Consider the following 16,087-nt stretch of genomic DNA (forward strand, 5'->3'; position numbering starts at 1 on the left):
CTCGTACATTCCCGTGAACCAGGTCGGTGTGGCGACGACGGGAATCCTTGTACAGAACGATGTACGCGGAATGCTTGTTGTGTAACCGAACGGCACCAACACGGCCGAACCGTCCCACGTCTGCCGGATGGTGACGACGTCCGGCTCGGTGGCGAAGCTACCGAGCCGGACCTCGGTTCAACGGCCTTGGCTCCGGTCAGTACGAAAGCGACCGGCGGGCCGTGCGGGGTGCAACGCCCTGGACGCCGGTCGGCGTTCCCTGGGTGGCGGTCCGTTGGGCCATGCCGCCACCGCCGGTGCTCACTCCGCCGTGCGGGGCCCGCGCACTGTGGCCGTCGGCCTTGAACTTCCCGTCCCGCAGCTCGAAGTGCTGGGGCAGCGAGCAGCCGATCGCTGGGGTGATCAGCAGGCTCGCGGTGACGGGCGCGGGGTTGGTGCTCGCCGTCGAGAACTCGCAGATCGCGCCTCGCCCGGTGACCGGGAACCAGAAAAAGCTGTCCACCGCACCGACCCGTACCTCGTCCGACAGCATGAACCGGCCGTGCTGCCGGGCGAAGGCCTTCAGGCGGACGGTGGCCCTCAGCGGGTCGACCGTGGACCGGATCGCGGTCAGGGTGAACTTGACGTTCTCGTCCGCGTCCAGGACCGAGGACGCGATCTGCCTGGTCTCGGCCGCCTGCCCGTCGCGTGGCCGCCCGTCGTGGGCTTTGGCTTCGGTGGTTTCGGCAGGGGCAGCCAGCATGGCGACGGTCGCCGCGGCGGTGACCAGCACCGAGCAGCCGCGCACGAGCGTGCTCGCTTGTATCGGCATATTTCCTCCCAGGTGCTCATGCGTGCTCTTCGCGCATGAATGCCACTTTTTCCCTTCCACCTGGAAACAAGGAAAAGCACCTGAATCACCCGTTCGCGCGCGGCGTCACCCGGCCGGACCGGACAACTGCTCCACCGCTCGCCAGCCGCTTATGGTGGGGCTTGGCCGTAGGACAGCACGGCGGGCCAAGGAACTGCGACAGTCAAGAATCCCCTGGCTGAAGCGACCTCTGGCTGACGGCGGTCATTGACGGCCATCGCCGAGCGTTCCGATCAGACAGCGACCAGCCTGCCACTCGAGCCGGAGCGCTGAGGACTCGAAGTAGGCGCACAGAAGCTGTCTCACGCAGCGGGGCGAGCCGGGCGATTACCGGGACCGGGACCGCCCCGTTGCGTCAACGTCGGGTGGCGGATGGCAGCGTCATGCCCCCAGCGCGATCTCCTTCAGCCTGTCACGGTCTTTGACCTCGTAGTAGCGGTTGGTGCGCAGGCCGGGACTTGGGGTCGCGAGAACACCATCCTTACGCAGAGACGCGATGACCTTCTCGACGGTGGCACGCCCAAGAGCCAAGGCTTCGGCGATCTGAGACTGCGAGGGGCCTTCAATGGCCAGAGACCTGTCGAAGCCCATCACGACGACCTTTCCATCGTGCTCCGTCTTCCTGACCAACTTGAATCTGGACGAGCCCCCATCGTCGAGTAGATAGTCGAGGAGCGTGGCCACGCGGGCCGTCGGGGACCTTCGGTTAGCGGCGTACACCTCCTCCATCACCGCGTTCCGCTCCATGTTGAGGGCGTTGATCACGCGCATCACGGCGGGGTCGTGCAACGCCATCGTGTGGAGAGCTCCAGTGCCGATGACGATCGCCTGTGCATCAGACAAGAACTTGCCGCGCCCACGAGGAGGCCGAAGCCGACCACTCTTCACGAACCGGCGACCTACGTAGAGATCACCGATGACGGCATGCCTGCCCCACAGACGTGTCTCGCCCGACGGCGTGTGCTCGGATACGCACCCCTGGACGACAAAGCGGACGTATCGCCCGCCGTTGGAAAAGCTGCCGCCGCGGGGGTAGTTCCGCCCCCTACAGGCATCCTCAAGAGCAGCCATCGTCTCCTTCGGCAAGCCATATCGATCGAAGTAGTTCCGGATCATCTCCATCTCGGGGGAGCGCACGATGGCCTCCGCTTCACCCCAAGGTGGACTCGTCACTTCCCCACCCCTGCTGCCGGACCGGATCGCGACGGCGACGCCACAGGGGACGCGGCTTCGTCGGGTACAGAGGGGACAACGACGTGTGTGGAAGCGGGTCCCGTCCCCCCGATCAGGAGCCTGACGGCAGGCGCCAGCGCACCTACTAACGCGGCGAGCGCAAGGATTACGGTGGCGACGCGGGCGGGCTTGTTTTCCAGTCGGCGAATTGCGTAGCAGGCGGATATCAGTGCGATCATGAAGATCAACACCACCGCGTCGAGCGGCTTGATGCTGAACAACGGCTCTCCAAGGAGCGTCGACGAACGTGCGGTCGAGCACCGATCAGCGACCAGAACTCGACCGCAACGACGTGGTGAACGGAAAGGTCTCTGCACTTGCTGCCGGCCGCATGCGAGAACCTGGCTAGGGCTCCTCCGCCACCGGTTATCGACAGAGAGTATCCGACGAGAGACAGAGGTCCAACTAAAGCCCATCCAGAGGGAATCATTCCGGTTCCGACGGAACGTCACCTCACATCCTGACCCATTCCCCGACGCGCGCTCAGCGGCGTGGTTACTTGCACTGCGCTGCGCTTCTCGATAACGGCGATGGGTGGCACCACCTCTGGAATGGTCACCGTGCGCTACCACCTGTCGGCCCTCGCGCACGCGCTGCTGACCAGGAAGAACAATGGCCTCGTCCCGATCGGGACGAGGCCATGTGAGGTGCCGGGCCCCCGAGGGAGCCACCCTGGGGGTCGCCCGGCGATGCTGAGCGAGACCTTTCCTAAGCCGTTTCAGCAGTGACTAGGTAACAGTCTGGGTAGACAGAAAAACCCCTCGCGGCATGGATTTTGCGCGAGGTCTCGCGCCTTATCCCTCCCAGTAGGGGTTATTTAGCAGTTTCCTCCGAGGTCCAACCCGCTTAAAAACGTGGAAAGTTGATAGGACTACTCGCTGGTACGCCTCATATTCGCAGGGTGCTTGCCTTCCCTGCCTCGTCTCACGTTCCACAAGCTTGGCTGCCGAGCGAGAAAATTGGCGTCTCGGTTGTTCACGGTTTTCACGTACGAGGTGTCTTCCTCCCGCAAGCGGGGAGAGCGATGTTCGCCCGCGGCGCCCGAGGCGGCCCGTGCGGGGCGCTGCCCGAACCTACGCATTCACGAGGTTGCAGGTTCGAATCCTGCCGAGCGCGCAGCAGCTCAGTGGCCCCTTCCGAGCACCGGAAGGGACCACTGGCGTATGTGGTGACAGCCCAACTGACGTCAGCCGCTGGGCGGACAGGTCAGGTGGGACGACGGGGGCACACGGTCGGCCCCGACGGGGTCATGTGATCGCGTCGGGGCCGAGTGGGACCTGCCGACTCGATCCGGTGCTAGATGCGCCCGAAGAACAGGCTGCCGGCGGCGTTGGAGTCGGCGGAGAAGAAGTACTCGCGGGTCGCCCGGACGAACTCCTGGCGCGAGATGACTCCGTCTCCGTCCGCGTCGAGCACGGTGAAGGTGTCCAGCGCGTCCGGCGCGGTGAGCTGCCAGACTTCCTTGAGGTAGTGGGCGAACTCGTCCTTGGTGATCTGGTTGTCGCCGTTGGCGTCGACGCAGTCGAAGATGGCGTGGGCGCTGCCGTCGACGATGTTGACCCGGCTGGTGTCGACGCTGGCGAGCCGACTGGCCTGGACGAACTCCTCCTGGCTCAGGCGTTGGTTCTTGGCTCCGGAGTGGCGGAGCAGCTCCTGCCAGTACATCTGTAAGAACGCCTGAAGGCTCGCGCCACGGGTGTCGTCCTTGCCGAGGTCAAAGACCTGGTGGTAGCGGTCGATGAGCAGCTGGCAGTCCTCCCACTCCAGGTAGCCGTCGTTGTTGCGGTCCAGTGCCTGGAACTTTCGTCCCAGCTTTTCGCCGATGAGGTCGGCCGCCATGGTGCTCATGCCATGTCCCCTCTCATAGGGTCTGTACTGACCTGGACAGCTTTGTGGACCTTGCGGTGTGCTCAACCGCAGCGTCCATAGTTCACCTATTTCGGCAGCGCCCGCAACGGCGATGTGCACTGGTGGGGCTGGGGTTGGTGGCGTTGTCATATGGGGTCGCCCGCGGGGCGGCAACGGGTGTCGTTGCCCGTCCGGACGCGCCGATTCCGCCGCTGTCTTCACGGCCACACACCGAAAACAGACTGCGGTCGGTCTGGCAGAGGCCGACCACATCGGTATGGATCTCACTGGGTCATGCCGGTTTACGGGCCAGGAAGCAGGCCACCGTTCTCTTCCGGCCTTCGGCGGGGGACTGGGTCAGCTGGGCGGTGAGCGCGAATCCGGTCTGAGTGAGGAGGCCGGCGAGGTGATGGGGTGGGAGCAGGTGGGACTCGAAGGAGACGGGGTGGTCGCCGTAGGCACGGGTGGGGCGCAGACGCTCGTTGTCTCCGACGTAGCCGCACAGCATCAGATGTCCGCCGGGTGCCAGGGTGCGATGGAATTCGCCGAAGACGACGGGTAGCAGCTCCGGCGGGGTGTGGTGGGTGGAGTAGTAGGCGAGGATGCCGCCGAGGTGGTCGTTCTCGATGTCGAGGGCGGTCATGGAACCGACGGCGAACCGCAGGCCCGGATAAGCCTCTCGGGCCAGTTCGACCATCTTGGGCGACAGGTCGATACCGAAGGCCCGGACGCCCCGCTGAGCGAGGTGGGCGGTGACCTTGCCGGGGCCGCAGCCCAGGTCGGCCACCGGGCCGCGGTCGGCGGTCCGCACGAGTTCGGCGAAGGCGGCCAGCATCGCGCGGGACAGTGGATCCAGCTCGGCCGGGGGCGGGACACGTTCGGTGTAGGCGGTGGCGACGGTGTTGTACGACTCCCGGACGGCGGTGAGGTAGGAGGGTTCGGTCACACGGCGAAGGTAGGGGAAGTCACTGACATCCGAAGTTCCGTCAGTCTGCGGGGAGTTCGCGGGCGAAGCGGCGGATGGCATCGGTGAAGACGGCCGGGGCGTCGAAGTTGGAGAGGTGACGGGCCCGGGGGATCAGCTCGATGCGGGCGTTGGGGTGGGCGCGGGCGAACTCGCGCTCACCGGCGCGGAAGAGCGGGTCCTTCTCACCGTTGAGGATCAGCACGGGGGCGGCGACGTGGCGCATCGCGCTCGCGTCGAAGCGGCCGAGGACCTCGCCCCAGGCGGCCGGGAGGGTGTGGAAGGCGTAGCCGGAGCGGATCGTGGCGCCCACCACTTCCGGGGGATGGAGGCGGCGCAGGAATCGGTCGTTCCAGCGGGTCAGCCGGTCGGCCGGGATACGGGGGACCAGGCCGGCGACCAAGCGGTAGGGGGCCGTCAACGGGCCGCGGGTGGTGGCACTGGCTCCGGCGAGGACCAGTCCGCGCAGCCGTTCCGGGAAGCGCCGCGCGAACTCCAGCGCGACATAGCCGCCCAGCGAATGCCCGACGACCAGGGCCGGTCCGCGGTCGAGGGAGTCCACGGCGGCCGCGACGATCTCCGTAGCGGCGCCCAGGCTCCAGGGCTCGGCGAAACGGGCGCCGTGGCCCGGGAGATCGACGGCGGTGACCGGGAAGTGACGGCGGAGCGCGTCGAGTTGGTAGCTCCACTGGCCCGCGCTGAAGCGTGTCCCGTGGACGAGGACGATGGGCGTCGATTCCATGGATGTCAGAGCTCCCCCAGCTCAACCCAGTGAGTAAACGTGAGTGAACGTGTGTGAACGGACTCTATAGGTCGGGGGTGCGATGTGGACGGGGGCTGACAGCCATGTGGCCGGTTCCGCCGCGGGAACCGGCCACATCGGTGGTCAGGGGAAGGGCGTCAGTCCTTGGTGGCCTTCCAGTAGACCGGGCCCTTGTCGAAGTCGCCGTTGTAGAGCACCGTGGACGGGCTCTCGCCCTTGGGGAGCAGGAAGATCTTGCAGATGGTGGCGTTTGCGCCGGGGCCGAAGTTGTCCGGGTCCTTGCCCGGGCAGGACTTCACGGCGTCATCCGGGGCGATCAGGGTCTTGGCCCCATTGCCCTTGCTGTCGCGGAGGTTGGTGGGGGTGATGAGGAAGGGGTACTTGAGGGTGTTGTCGCCGATGTTCTTGAAGGCCATCGTGACGTAGTACGGCTGGAGCCCCTTGGCCTCGGAGTCCAGCCTCAGCCCGGACAGATCCGCCTGGGAGCCCTTGGCCACGCTCTTCGCGGTGACCTCCAGGGTGGCCGTCTTGTTGGAGCGCTTGTAGGTGAGGGCGGACGTCTGGCCGAGGGGGATGGTCTTGTTGGCATCGGCGTCCACGCCGTTGCCACCGTTGCTGCCGGACCCCTGGTCGCCGTTGTCCCCCGTGTCCGTCCCCTTGCTCGCCGGGGCGGTCGGCTTCTTGTCCTTGGCGGGGGATTCGCTGCTGCCCGCGTCCTGGGCGGCGTCCTCGTTGCAGGCGGTGGCGCCGAGCGCGAGACCGGCGGCGCAGAGGAGGGCGGCGGCGGTGCGCCGCGTACGGCGGGCGGATCGGTTGTGCATGGTGTGGTTCCCCGTTGTGAAGTGTGAGTTATGTCGTGGTGACGGTGTTGCGGCGGTGACGCGTGATGCCGGACATCATCATGGCCTCGACAAACGTGCCGGTCAGCCTGGGGGGATCCGTTCGCAGCCGGGCTGGGACCTGGCCGTTGCAAAGTAACCGGCCGTCCTTGATGGATTTCCCTCGGCGGAAGGAATGACGTAGGGTTACAGACATCGACGCGGGGTGGAGCAGCTCGGTAGCTCGCTGGGCTCATAACCCAGAGGTCGCAGGTTCAAATCCTGTCCCCGCTACTCCTCATCGAGGGCCCGGCACAGCTTCTGTGCCGGGCCCTCGGTCATTGGCGCCCAGGGCAGGGGGCCGGGGGCCCGGGGCCGTCAGCCCGTTGCCCTTGTCCTTCCTGTGTCTCCCGCCACATCCGTCGTGCGCCTCGTGCCCGTAGACCCCGCCGAACCCGCCGCGTCCGCCTCGCTGATCTTCCACCGCACCGGTCGCTTGGCCGCATCGCCTGTGCTGTACGTCACTGCCGTCGGCTTGAGCCCGTTCGGCACCAGGAACACCTTGCACAGGGTGATCCGCGCGCCCACCGCGAAGTCGTCCGGGTCCTTCCCCGGGCACGCCGCCACCTCGTTGTCGGTGACGAGCGGCTGGTCGTCGGTACCGCTGCTGTCCCTCAGCCCGGTGGGGGCGTTGAGGAAGGGGTAGTGGAGGGAGCGGTCACCGGTGTTCTCGAAGCGCATGGTGACGTAGTACGGCTGTGCCGTCCGCGTCTCGGCCCGCGGCCCCGCCTTCCGCAGATCGGCCTCCGCGCCCTTCCGTACGCTCACCGCCGTCACCTCCAGGACACCGCGCTGATGGTCCGACCCACGCCGGTAGGTGACGGACGTGGGGGTGCCGAGGGCGAGCGGTTTGCGGCCATCGTCGTCGGCCGCCTGGTGCGCGGAACCGGCGGGCCGCGCCCGCTCGGCCAGGCCGCCGTCGGCGCAGCCGGTGGTGAGGGAGGCGATGCCGAGGGCGCCGATCGCGCAGGCGACTGCGGTTGCGGTGCGCGTGCGGACCGGTATGTGGTGCATGGCTGTCCCCCGTGGTGGTCAGAGCAGACTGTGCTGCCGTCAGGCGGTGGGCCGTTGGGCGACGTTGCCCTCGGGCGGTGGTGGCGGTGGCGCCGTTGGCCGGTGGTGGCGCGGGTCGGGCCTACCCAAGGATCCCGCAGGGATCCGGCACTTCAGGGATCTTGTACCCCACTCCCTCATGCGTTTGGCAAAATCCCTGGTCACGGCTGTCATGGTCCCGCAGCGGGGCTGAAACGCGGCTGTAGCACACCGGACGTCGGGGCCGGGGCCGGGGCCGGGGCCGGGGCGAGCGTGGGACGCACAGCCGTACGGTGACCCGTATGAGTGATCCAGGCGCGGAAGACATGGCGGACGCACCAGACGCGGTTCGGCGGTTCTGGCAGGGGCTCGGGCTGCCCGGACTCATCGATGTGCACACGCACTTCATGCCCCAGCGTGTACTGGACAAGGTCTGGGCGTACTTCGACGCGGGGCCGCTCGTCGGCATGCCCTGGCCCGTCATGTACCGCGACGAGGAGGACGAACGGCTCGCGGCGCTGCGCGGGTTCGGGGTGCGGGCCTTCACATCGATGCTCTATCCGCACAAGCCGGACATGGCGGTGTGGCTGAACCAGTGGGCGGCCGGGTTCGCGGAGCGTACGCCCGACTGTCTGCACACCGCGACCTTCTTCCCCGAGCCCGGCGTCGAGGGCTATGTGCGGGAGGCGCTGGAGAACGGCGCCCGTGTCTTCAAGGCGCATGTGCAGGTGGGCGGTTACGATCCGGGCGACCCGCTGCTCGACCCGGTGTGGGGGCTGCTCGCCGAGACCGGTACGCCCGTGGTCATCCACTGCGGCTCGGGCCCGGCGCCGGGCAAGCACACCGGCCCCGAGCCGGTGGCCGCGGTGCTCGCCCGCCATCCCCGGCTGCGGCTGATCATCGCGCATATGGGGCTGCCGGAGTACACGGACTTCATGGCGCTGGCCGAACGGTACGACGGTGTGCACCTGGACACCACCATGGTCTTCACCGACTTCATCGAGGCCCGCTGGCCCTTCCCGCCGGCGGAACGGGGGCGGCTCGCGGCATTGGGCGACCGGGTCCTCTTCGGCAGCGACTTCCCCAACCTCCCTTATCCGTACGGGCATGCCCTGGAGGTCCTGACCCGGCTCGACCAGGACGAGGAGTGGCTGCGCGCGGTCTGCTACGGCAACGCGGCCCGGCTGTTCGGGATCTGACGCCGCTCGGGATCTGACACGGTTCGGGAGCTGGCGCCTTCGGGAAACCGAGGGCGTTCAGGTGCCGTGGGGCGTCGGGGAGCCGTGGGGCCCGTCGGATCGTCCGCCCGGCTCGCCCGGCCCCACGGCTCCCGCCGCGTCGGCTCAGCCGCTCATCCGCGCAGCGGCAGCGCCTCGGCCAGGGTGCGCCACTCCGCCCGCGGCATGTCCTCGAACGCGTTCGCCGTCACCACCTGGATCGCCAGATGGTCCGCGCCCGCGGCCAGGAACTCGTCCACCCGGCGGCGCACCGCCTCGGCGTCGCCCAGGACGAAGACGGACCCGATGAGATGGTCGCTGCCGCCGTCCGCGAAGTCCTTCTCCGAGAAGCCCAGCCGCAGCAGGTTGTTGGTGTAGTTGGGCAGCCCCAGGTAGAAGGAGAGGTAGTTGCGGGCGGTGGCGCGGGCACGCTCCCGATCCGGGTCCAGGACCACTTTGAGTTCGGGCGCGAGCAGTGCCTCGTTCCCCAGGATCTCCCGCGCCGAGGCGGTGAATTCGGGGGTGACGAGGTACGGATGCGCCCCGGCGGCGCGGTCCCGGGACAGCTCCAGCATCTTCGGGCCCAGGGCGGCCAGGACGCGGTGGGAGGCGGGGACCGGGGTCGGCGCCGAGTCCAGCGCCGTGAGGTAGTCCTTCATCGCGGAGTACGGGCGCGCGTACCGATCGACCAGCTGACCGTGGCTCACTCCGAGGCCCAGCAGGAAGCGGCCCTCGTGGGTGGCGTCGATGGCGGCGTACCGCTCGGCCACAGAGCCGGGCTCGTGGTCCCAGATGTTGAGGATGCCGGTGGCCACGGTGATCCGGGAGGTCGCGTCCAGCAGGAAGGCGGCCTCGTCCGGGCTGGGGCTGCCGCCGAGCCAGAGTGCGCCGTAGCCGAGTTCGTCCACTTCGGCCGCCGCCTCCCTGACCTGCGAGTGCTTCGCCGGGTCGGTGGAGTGGAGAGCGCCGGTCCAGATGCCGATGGTGCCGAGTGCGGGATGAGAAGCCATGCCCTGGGAACCTGGTGATCCTTTCCGGAAATTCCCTGGGTGGCTCGTTCGGCCTACGCGGTTCACCCTCGTCGCCGCTCCGCCGCCCGCTCGCTCATACCGGATTCTCAGCCTTTTCACAGATTGCCGAAAGGGAGCTCTCAGACCGGTCCTGGAGGCTGCGGACCATGATGGCGACCCCGCCCCCAGGGCGTACCGAGCTGCTGCGCCCCGACGGAAGCCCCGTACGGGTGCTGGTGGTGGACGACGAGTCGGCCCTCGCCGATCTGCTGTCGATGGCCCTGCGCTACGAGGGCTGGGAGGTACGCACCGCGGGTGACGGCGCCGAGGCGCTACGGACCACGCGCGAGCTGCGGCCCGACGCCGTTGTCCTGGACGTCATGCTGCCGGACATGGACGGTCTTGCGGTGCTGGGGCGGCTGCGCCGTGAGCTGCCCGATGTCCCGGTGCTGTTCCTGACCGCGCGGGACGCGGTCGAGGACCGGATCGCCGGGCTGACGGCGGGCGGCGACGACTACGTGACCAAGCCCTTCAGCCTGGAGGAGGTCGTCGCCCGGCTGCGCGGGCTGCTGCGCAGGTCGGGGGCGGCCGCGGCGCGAGCGGACTCGGTACTGGCCGTCGGCGACCTGGTGCTGGACGAGGACAGCCACGAGGTGTGGCGCGGGGGGCAGGAGATCCACCTCACGGCGACCGAGTTCGAGCTGCTGCGCTATCTCATGCGCAATCCGCGGCGGGTGCTCAGCAAGGCGCAGATCCTCGACCGGGTCTGGAGCTATGACTTCGGTGGCCAGGCCAATGTCGTCGAGCTCTATATCTCCTATCTGCGGCGGAAGATCGACGCGGGGCGCAGCCCGATGATCCACACCCGGCGGGGAGCCGGGTATCTGCTCAAGTCCGGGGAGTAGGGCCGTGGCGCGTACGGCGGGGCGTACGGCGGGAGGTGCGTGTACGGCAGGGGCGGCGCGGGGGCGGCGCGTGGTACGCCGTCCCTGGTCGTTGCGCACCCGTCTGGTGGTTTCGGCGGTCGCGCTGATCGCGGTGGTCTGCGCGGTGATCGGCTCGGTCACCACCATCGCCCTGCGGTCCTATCTCCAGGGCCAGGTGGACGACGATCTGCGTGCTTCGGTCGGGCGCTTCCTGGACAGGCCGGGACAACCGCCCCATGAGGACGTGATGTTCATCGCCTCCCCCGGCCAGCCCATCGGCACGGTCGGGGCGCGGTTCGACGAACGCGGCACCCTCGCCCAGGCGGGCCGCAGCAATGACACCCCCATGACCTCCGACCTGGACTTCGAGAGCCGGGTGGACCCGCTGACCGGCGGCCAGCTGAAGGCGCTCGCGTCCGTGGCGCGGGACGGACACGTCCACACCGTCGAACTGCCCGGCCTCGGCGACTATCGCGTGATCGCCCAGCCGGGGAAGGTGAAGAACGGGATCGTGCTGGCCCACCCACTCGGCCAGACGCAGGAGACCGTCAACACCCTCATCCTCGTCGAGGTCTGTGTGACCGCCGCCGGACTGGTCGCGGCCGGGATCGCCGGTGCCGCCATGGTCGGCATCTCGCTGCGCCCGCTGCGCCGGGTGGCCGCGACCGCGACCCGGGTCTCCGAACTCCCCCTGCACAGCGGAGAGGTGGCGCTCCATGAACGGGTTCCCCCGTCCGAGGCCGATCCGCGGACCGAGGTCGGCCAGGTGGGCGCGGCGCTCAACCGCATGCTGGGGCATGTGGAATCGGCGCTCGCGGCACGGCAGGAGAGCGAGACACGGGTACGGCAGTTCGTCGCCGACGCCAGCCATGAGCTGCGGACGCCACTCGCCTCGATCCGCGGCTACGCCGAGCTGACCCGACGCGGCCGGGAGGAGATCGGACCGGACACCCGGCACGCGCTGGGCCGGGTCGAGTCCGAGGCCGGGCGGATGACTGCCCTGGTCGAGGATCTGCTGCTGCTCGCCCGGCTCGACGCGGGCCGTCCGCTGGAGTGCGCGGCGGCCGATCTCTCGCCCCTGGTCGTCGATGCCGTCAGCGACGCCCGCGCGGTCGGATCCGACCATGCGTGGCGGCTGGAGCTGCCCGATGAACCGGCGGTCGTCCACGGTGACGCCGCCCGGCTGCACCAGGTGCTCGTCAATCTGCTCGGCAACGCTCGTACGCACACCCCCGGCCGGGACGGTCGTCACCGCGCGGGTGCTGCGCGGCGGCGGTACGTCCGGGGCCGCGACCGCGCTCCAACCTCCCTGCGTCTCGCTGGAGATCGAGGACAACGGGCCCGGCATTCCGCCCGAGCTGCTGCCGCATGTCTTCGAACGCTTCGCGCGCGGGGACGCCTCGCGTTCGCGGACCGCGGGCAGTACGGGGCTGGGGCTGGCCATCGTGCACGCGGTGGTGGCGGCGCACGGGGGCACGGTGACGGTGGAGAGCGCCCCGGGGCGCACGGTGTTCGGTGTCCATCTGCCCGTGCGCGTCTCACCCATGCGGATCGGTGGCCACCGTTCTGCCCAACGGCTCGGGTCGGCGACGTCGTTGGGCGAGCTGGGCGCGACGTAGGAGCGCGACGTCGCTGGGGGTCATCGTCAGGCGTCGCGGACTCACAGGTGGGCCACAGGTCGACCACACAGCCGTGACAGCGCCGCTCGCGAAGGTCGGCCCATGCGAACCGACACTCCTCCCCCTCCTTCCGAGGCATCGCCCGGAACCCCTCTGGCGACGCTGCCCGCCCGCCGCCCTGTGGCGGTCGGCGGCGACCGGCCGGTGCTCGACGTCGTCGTCCCCGTCTACAACGAGGAGGCCGACCTCGAGCGGTGCGTACGACGGCTGCATGACCATCTGGTCCGCACCTTCCCTTACCCCTTCCGGATCACCATCGCCGACAACGCCAGTATGGACCGCACCCCCGAGATCGCGGCCCGCCTGGACGACACGCTCGAGGAGGTCACGGCGGTCCGGCTGGAGCAGAAGGGGCGGGGGCGGGCGCTGCGCACGGTGTGGTCGCTGTCCGGGGCGCCCGTACTGGCCTATACGGACGTCGATCTGTCCACCGATCTCAACGCGCTGCTGCCGCTGGTCGCCCCGCTGATCTCCGGCCACTCCGACCTGGCGATCGGCTCGCGGCTCACCCGCAGTGCGCGGGTGGTGCGCGGGCCCAAGCGGGAGTTGATCTCGCGGGCGTACAACCTGATCCTGCGCGGCAGTCTGGCCGCGCGCTTCTCGGACGCGCAGTGCGGCTTCAAGGCGATCCGCAAGGACGTCGCGGAGCGGCTTCTGCCACTGGTCGAGGACTCCGGCTGGTTCTTCGACACCGAGCTGCTGGTGCTGGCCGAGCGGGCGGGGCTGCGGATCCACGAGGTACCGGTGGACTGGGTGGACGACCCGCACAGCACGGTGCATCTGGTACGTACCGCCACCGATGACCTCAAGGGCGTCTGGCGGGTGGGGCGCGCGCTGGCCACCGGTGCGCTGCCGCTGGACCGGGTGCGACGGCCCTTCGGGGACGATCCGCGCGACCGTGAACTGAGCGGGGTGCCGGGCGGACTACCGCGCCAGCTCGTCGGCTTCTGTGTGGTGGGCGCGCTCAGCACGCTCGTCTATCTGCTGCTGTACTCCGCCTTCCGGCTCGGCACCGGTCCGCAGACGGCCAACGCGCTGGCGTTGCTGCTGTCCGCGCTCGGCAATACCGCGGCCAACCGGAGGCTCACCTTCGGGGTACGCGGACGGGACCGGGCGGTGCGCCACCAGGCGCAGGGGCTGGTGGTGTTCGGTATCGGCCTCGCGCTGACCAGCGGTTCGCTGGCCGCGCTCACCGCCGCGCCCGGCACCCCCTCGCATGGCACCGAACTGGCCGTGCTGATCGCGGCGAACCTCGCCGCGACCGTGCTGCGGTTCCTGCTCTTCCGGGCCTGGGTTTTTCCGCCGGACCGCGACCGCGACCGAGACCGCGTTCGAGACCGCGACCGTGACCGCGACCGCGACCGCGACCGTGGGACCGCCACCACCGACCGCACCGACCGCGACGTCAGGAACGGCCGATGAGCATCACCTACGACGACCGCGCCGGACAGATCGGGCGTGCCGTGCCGTCTTCCGCGGCACCGCTCACGGAGGATCCGCGGTGGGCGCGGCCCGCGCTGTGGGGGCTGCTGGCGGTGACCGCCACGCTCTATCTGTGGAGCCTGGGCGCCTCCGGCTACGCCAATCAGTTCTACTCGGCCGCCGCGCAGGCGGGCAGTGAGAGCTGGAAGGCGTTCTTCTTCGGTTCCTCCGACGCCGCGAACTCCATCACCGTCGACAAGCCTCCGGCCGCGCTGTGGCCGATGGCGCTGTCGGTGCGGCTCTTCGGGCTGAGCTCGTGGGCGATCCTCGTACCGGAGGCGCTGATGGGCGTGGCGACGGTCGGGGTGCTGTACGCGGCCGTACGGCGCCGGTTCGGCGCGGCGGCCGGGCTCATCGCGGGCGCGGCGCTCGCGGTCACCCCGGTCGCCGCGCTGATGTTCCGCTTCAACAACCCGGACGCGCTGCTGTGTCTGCTGATGGTCACGGCGGTGTGGTGCGTACTGCGTGCGCTGGAGGACGCGCGTACCACGTGGCTGGTGCTGGCCGGTGTCTGCTTCGGGCTCGGCTTTCTGGCCAAGACGCTCCAGGCGTGGCTGATCCTGCCGCCGCTGGCACTGGTGTACGCGGTGTGCGCGCCGACCGGGCTCGGCCGGAGGATCCGGCAACTGCTGCCGGCCGGGGCCGCGATGGTGGTCTCCGGCGGGTGGTGGGTCGCGATCGTCGAGCTGTTGCCCGCGTCGTCGCGTCCGTACATCGGCGGTTCGCAGGACAACAGCTTTCTGGAGCTGACCTTCGGCTACAACGGCCTGGGACGGATCAACGGCGACGAGACCGGAAGTGTCGGTGGCGGCGGACGCGGTGCCGGCGGTGGCGGGGGCGGTATGTGGGGCGAGACCGGTATCGACCGGCTCTTCGGCTCCGACATGGGCGGCCAGATCGCCTGGCTGCTGCCCGCGGCGTTCATCCTGCTGATGGCGGGGGTCTGGCTGACCCGGCAGGCCGGGCGCACGGACCTGCGGCGGGCGGCGTTCCTGGTGTGGGGCGGGGCGCTGCTGATGACATTCGCCACCTTCAGCTTTATGTCCGGGATCTTCCACCAGTACTACAACGTCGCGCTCGCGCCGTACATCGCGGCGATCGTCGGCATGGGGGCGGTGCTGCTGTGGGAGCGGCGGTCCTCGGGGGCGGTGGCTCCGGCGGTGCTCGCCGTCACGGTGGCGGTCACGGCCGTCTGGTCGTACGTCCTGCTGGGCCGGTCCGCGGACTGGTATCCGTGGCTGCGCTGGGTGGTGCTGATCGGCGGACTGGTGACGGGCGCCGGGCTGCTGCTGGTGACGCGGCTGGGCCGCGGGGCCGCGCTGGGGGTGGCCGGGCTGGGGCTCGCGACGGCGCTGGCCGGGCCGGTGGCGTACACGCTGAGCACGGTCGGCACCCCGCACGGGGGCTCGATCGTGATGGCCGGTCCCGCGGTGTCGGGCGGCCGGGGCGGACCTGGGGGCGGCGGCTTCCCGGGCCTGCCACCGGGGATGCGGGGCGGTCAGCAGGGCTCGAACAAGGGCGGTCAACCGGGCGGCCAGAACGGGGCGTTCCCCGGCGGCGGCTTTCCCGGCGGCGGCTTCCCGGGCGGTGGTACGCCCCAGCAGAACGGCAACGGTAACGGCAACGGGCGCGCCCCGGGCCCGAACGGACAGCAGGGCGGCCCGGGTGGCCAGGGCCTACCGCGCGGCGGTGGCCAGGGCGGCGGCATGAAGGGCGGTATGGGCGGACTGCTCGGTGGTCGTGAGGTCGGCTCCCAGGAGAAGGCGGCACTGGCGAAGGATGCCGACGACTACACCTGGGCCGCGGCGGCGATCGGCTCGCAGAACGCCGCGAGCTACCAACTCGCCACCGAGAAGCCGGTGATGGCTATCGGTGGCTTCAACGGCAGTGATCCCTCACCAACCCTCGCCCAATTCAAGGAGTATGTGAAGCAGGGCAAGATTCACTACTTCATCGCCTCCGGTACCGGGTGGGGCGGCGGCCCCGGCGGTGGCAGCACCGGCACCTCCTCCAAGATCACCTCATGGGTCGAGAGCACCTTCAAAAAGGTCACCGTCGGCGACACCACCCTCTACGACCTGACCTCGCCGTCGACGACCTCGAGGTCCTGATGCTGGAGGGCTGCCCCGGAGTAATTCACTGTACGGCGTAGAGCGAGCCTTGTACGGTGTATGACAAGCACTGTCATACACCGTACAAGTCTGT

13 protein-coding genes, 1 tRNA gene and 1 pseudogene are annotated in these 16,087 nt (G+C 69.3%); 6 read left to right on the forward strand and 9 right to left on the reverse strand.

From position 1 onward, the window contains the following. Window positions 1-196: 196 nt before the first annotated feature. The 7 genes from JK363_RS06745 to JK363_RS06775 form a co-directional block, all read right to left on the reverse strand. The gene (locus JK363_RS06745) at window positions 197-811 is read right to left on the reverse strand and encodes a hypothetical protein (protein ID WP_201872436.1); all 615 of its coding nucleotides are present in this window, start codon (window positions 809-811) and stop codon (window positions 197-199) included. Between the two features lie 420 nt (window positions 812-1,231). Beyond that, window positions 1,232-1,987, reverse strand: coding sequence for a Crp/Fnr family transcriptional regulator (locus JK363_RS06750; protein ID WP_201872438.1), 756 nt, complete (start codon window positions 1,985-1,987; stop codon window positions 1,232-1,234). 32 nt (window positions 1,988-2,019) lie between these two features. Continuing rightward, window positions 2,020-2,304, reverse strand: coding sequence for a hypothetical protein (locus JK363_RS06755; RefSeq protein ID WP_201872440.1), 285 nt, complete (start codon window positions 2,302-2,304; stop codon window positions 2,020-2,022). A gap of 1,075 nt (window positions 2,305-3,379) precedes the next feature. Next, the gene (locus JK363_RS06760) at window positions 3,380-3,931 is read right to left on the reverse strand and encodes an EF-hand domain-containing protein (protein WP_201872441.1); all 552 of its coding nucleotides are present in this window, start codon (window positions 3,929-3,931) and stop codon (window positions 3,380-3,382) included. A 292-nt stretch (window positions 3,932-4,223) separates the two neighbouring features. Beyond that, a complete protein-coding gene (locus JK363_RS06765) occupies window positions 4,224-4,877 on the reverse strand; it encodes a class I SAM-dependent methyltransferase (RefSeq protein WP_201872443.1) in 654 nt (217 codons plus the stop codon). Window positions 4,878-4,917: 40 nt separating this feature from the next. After that, window positions 4,918-5,637 (reverse strand): alpha/beta fold hydrolase, encoded by a 720-nt coding sequence (locus tag JK363_RS06770; RefSeq protein ID WP_201872445.1) that lies wholly within the window; start codon window positions 5,635-5,637, stop codon window positions 4,918-4,920. 158 nt (window positions 5,638-5,795) lie between these two features. Then, complete coding sequence (locus tag JK363_RS06775; RefSeq protein ID WP_201872447.1) at window positions 5,796-6,479, reverse strand: hypothetical protein; 684 nt, start codon at window positions 6,477-6,479, stop codon at window positions 5,796-5,798. A 217-nt stretch (window positions 6,480-6,696) separates the two neighbouring features. Between JK363_RS06775 and JK363_RS06780 the strand changes: the two genes are divergently transcribed. Further along, window positions 6,697-6,770 (forward strand) — tRNA-Met (locus JK363_RS06780). A gap of 84 nt (window positions 6,771-6,854) precedes the next feature. On the opposite strand, the gene JK363_RS06785 is transcribed toward JK363_RS06780, so the two are convergent. Beyond that, window positions 6,855-7,550: a hypothetical protein gene (locus JK363_RS06785; protein ID WP_201872448.1), complete on the reverse strand. Its 696-nt coding sequence runs from the start codon at window positions 7,548-7,550 to the stop codon at window positions 6,855-6,857. Window positions 7,551-7,870: 320 nt separating this feature from the next. Between JK363_RS06785 and JK363_RS06790 the strand changes: the two genes are divergently transcribed. Further along, window positions 7,871-8,767 carry an amidohydrolase family protein gene (locus JK363_RS06790; protein WP_372444722.1) on the forward strand — a complete coding sequence of 299 codons (897 nt, stop codon included), beginning with the start codon at window positions 7,871-7,873 and terminating at the stop codon, window positions 8,765-8,767. Between the two features lie 152 nt (window positions 8,768-8,919). Here the strand turns inward: JK363_RS06790 and JK363_RS06795 are convergent, their stop codons facing one another. Next, window positions 8,920-9,795, reverse strand: a complete 876-nt coding sequence (locus JK363_RS06795) for an LLM class F420-dependent oxidoreductase (protein WP_201872449.1) — start codon at window positions 9,793-9,795, stop codon at window positions 8,920-8,922. A gap of 167 nt (window positions 9,796-9,962) precedes the next feature. Between JK363_RS06795 and JK363_RS06800 the strand changes: the two genes are divergently transcribed. The 4 genes and pseudogenes from JK363_RS06800 (at window position 9,963) to JK363_RS06815 (ending at window position 15,993) form a co-directional block, all read left to right on the forward strand. Further along, window positions 9,963-10,700, forward strand: coding sequence for a response regulator transcription factor (locus JK363_RS06800; RefSeq protein WP_236075592.1), 738 nt, complete (start codon window positions 9,963-9,965; stop codon window positions 10,698-10,700). 70 nt (window positions 10,701-10,770) lie between these two features. Continuing rightward, window positions 10,771-12,417 (forward strand): annotated as a pseudogene (locus tag JK363_RS06805) (sensor histidine kinase). A gap of 25 nt (window positions 12,418-12,442) precedes the next feature. After that, the gene (locus JK363_RS06810; protein ID WP_236075593.1) at window positions 12,443-13,822 is read left to right on the forward strand and encodes a bifunctional glycosyltransferase family 2/GtrA family protein; all 1,380 of its coding nucleotides are present in this window, start codon (window positions 12,443-12,445) and stop codon (window positions 13,820-13,822) included. Next, a complete protein-coding gene (locus JK363_RS06815; RefSeq protein WP_201872450.1) occupies window positions 13,819-15,993 on the forward strand; it encodes a mannosyltransferase YkcB-related protein in 2,175 nt (724 codons plus the stop codon). The genes JK363_RS06810 and JK363_RS06815 overlap by 4 nt, the downstream gene beginning before the upstream one ends. Window positions 15,994-16,087: the final 94 nt, after the last annotated feature.

Origin of the sequence: Streptomyces coffeae, from assembly GCF_016741875.1 — a bacterium.
In the GTDB taxonomy this organism is placed as follows: domain Bacteria; phylum Actinomycetota; class Actinomycetes; order Streptomycetales; family Streptomycetaceae; genus Streptomyces; species Streptomyces coffeae.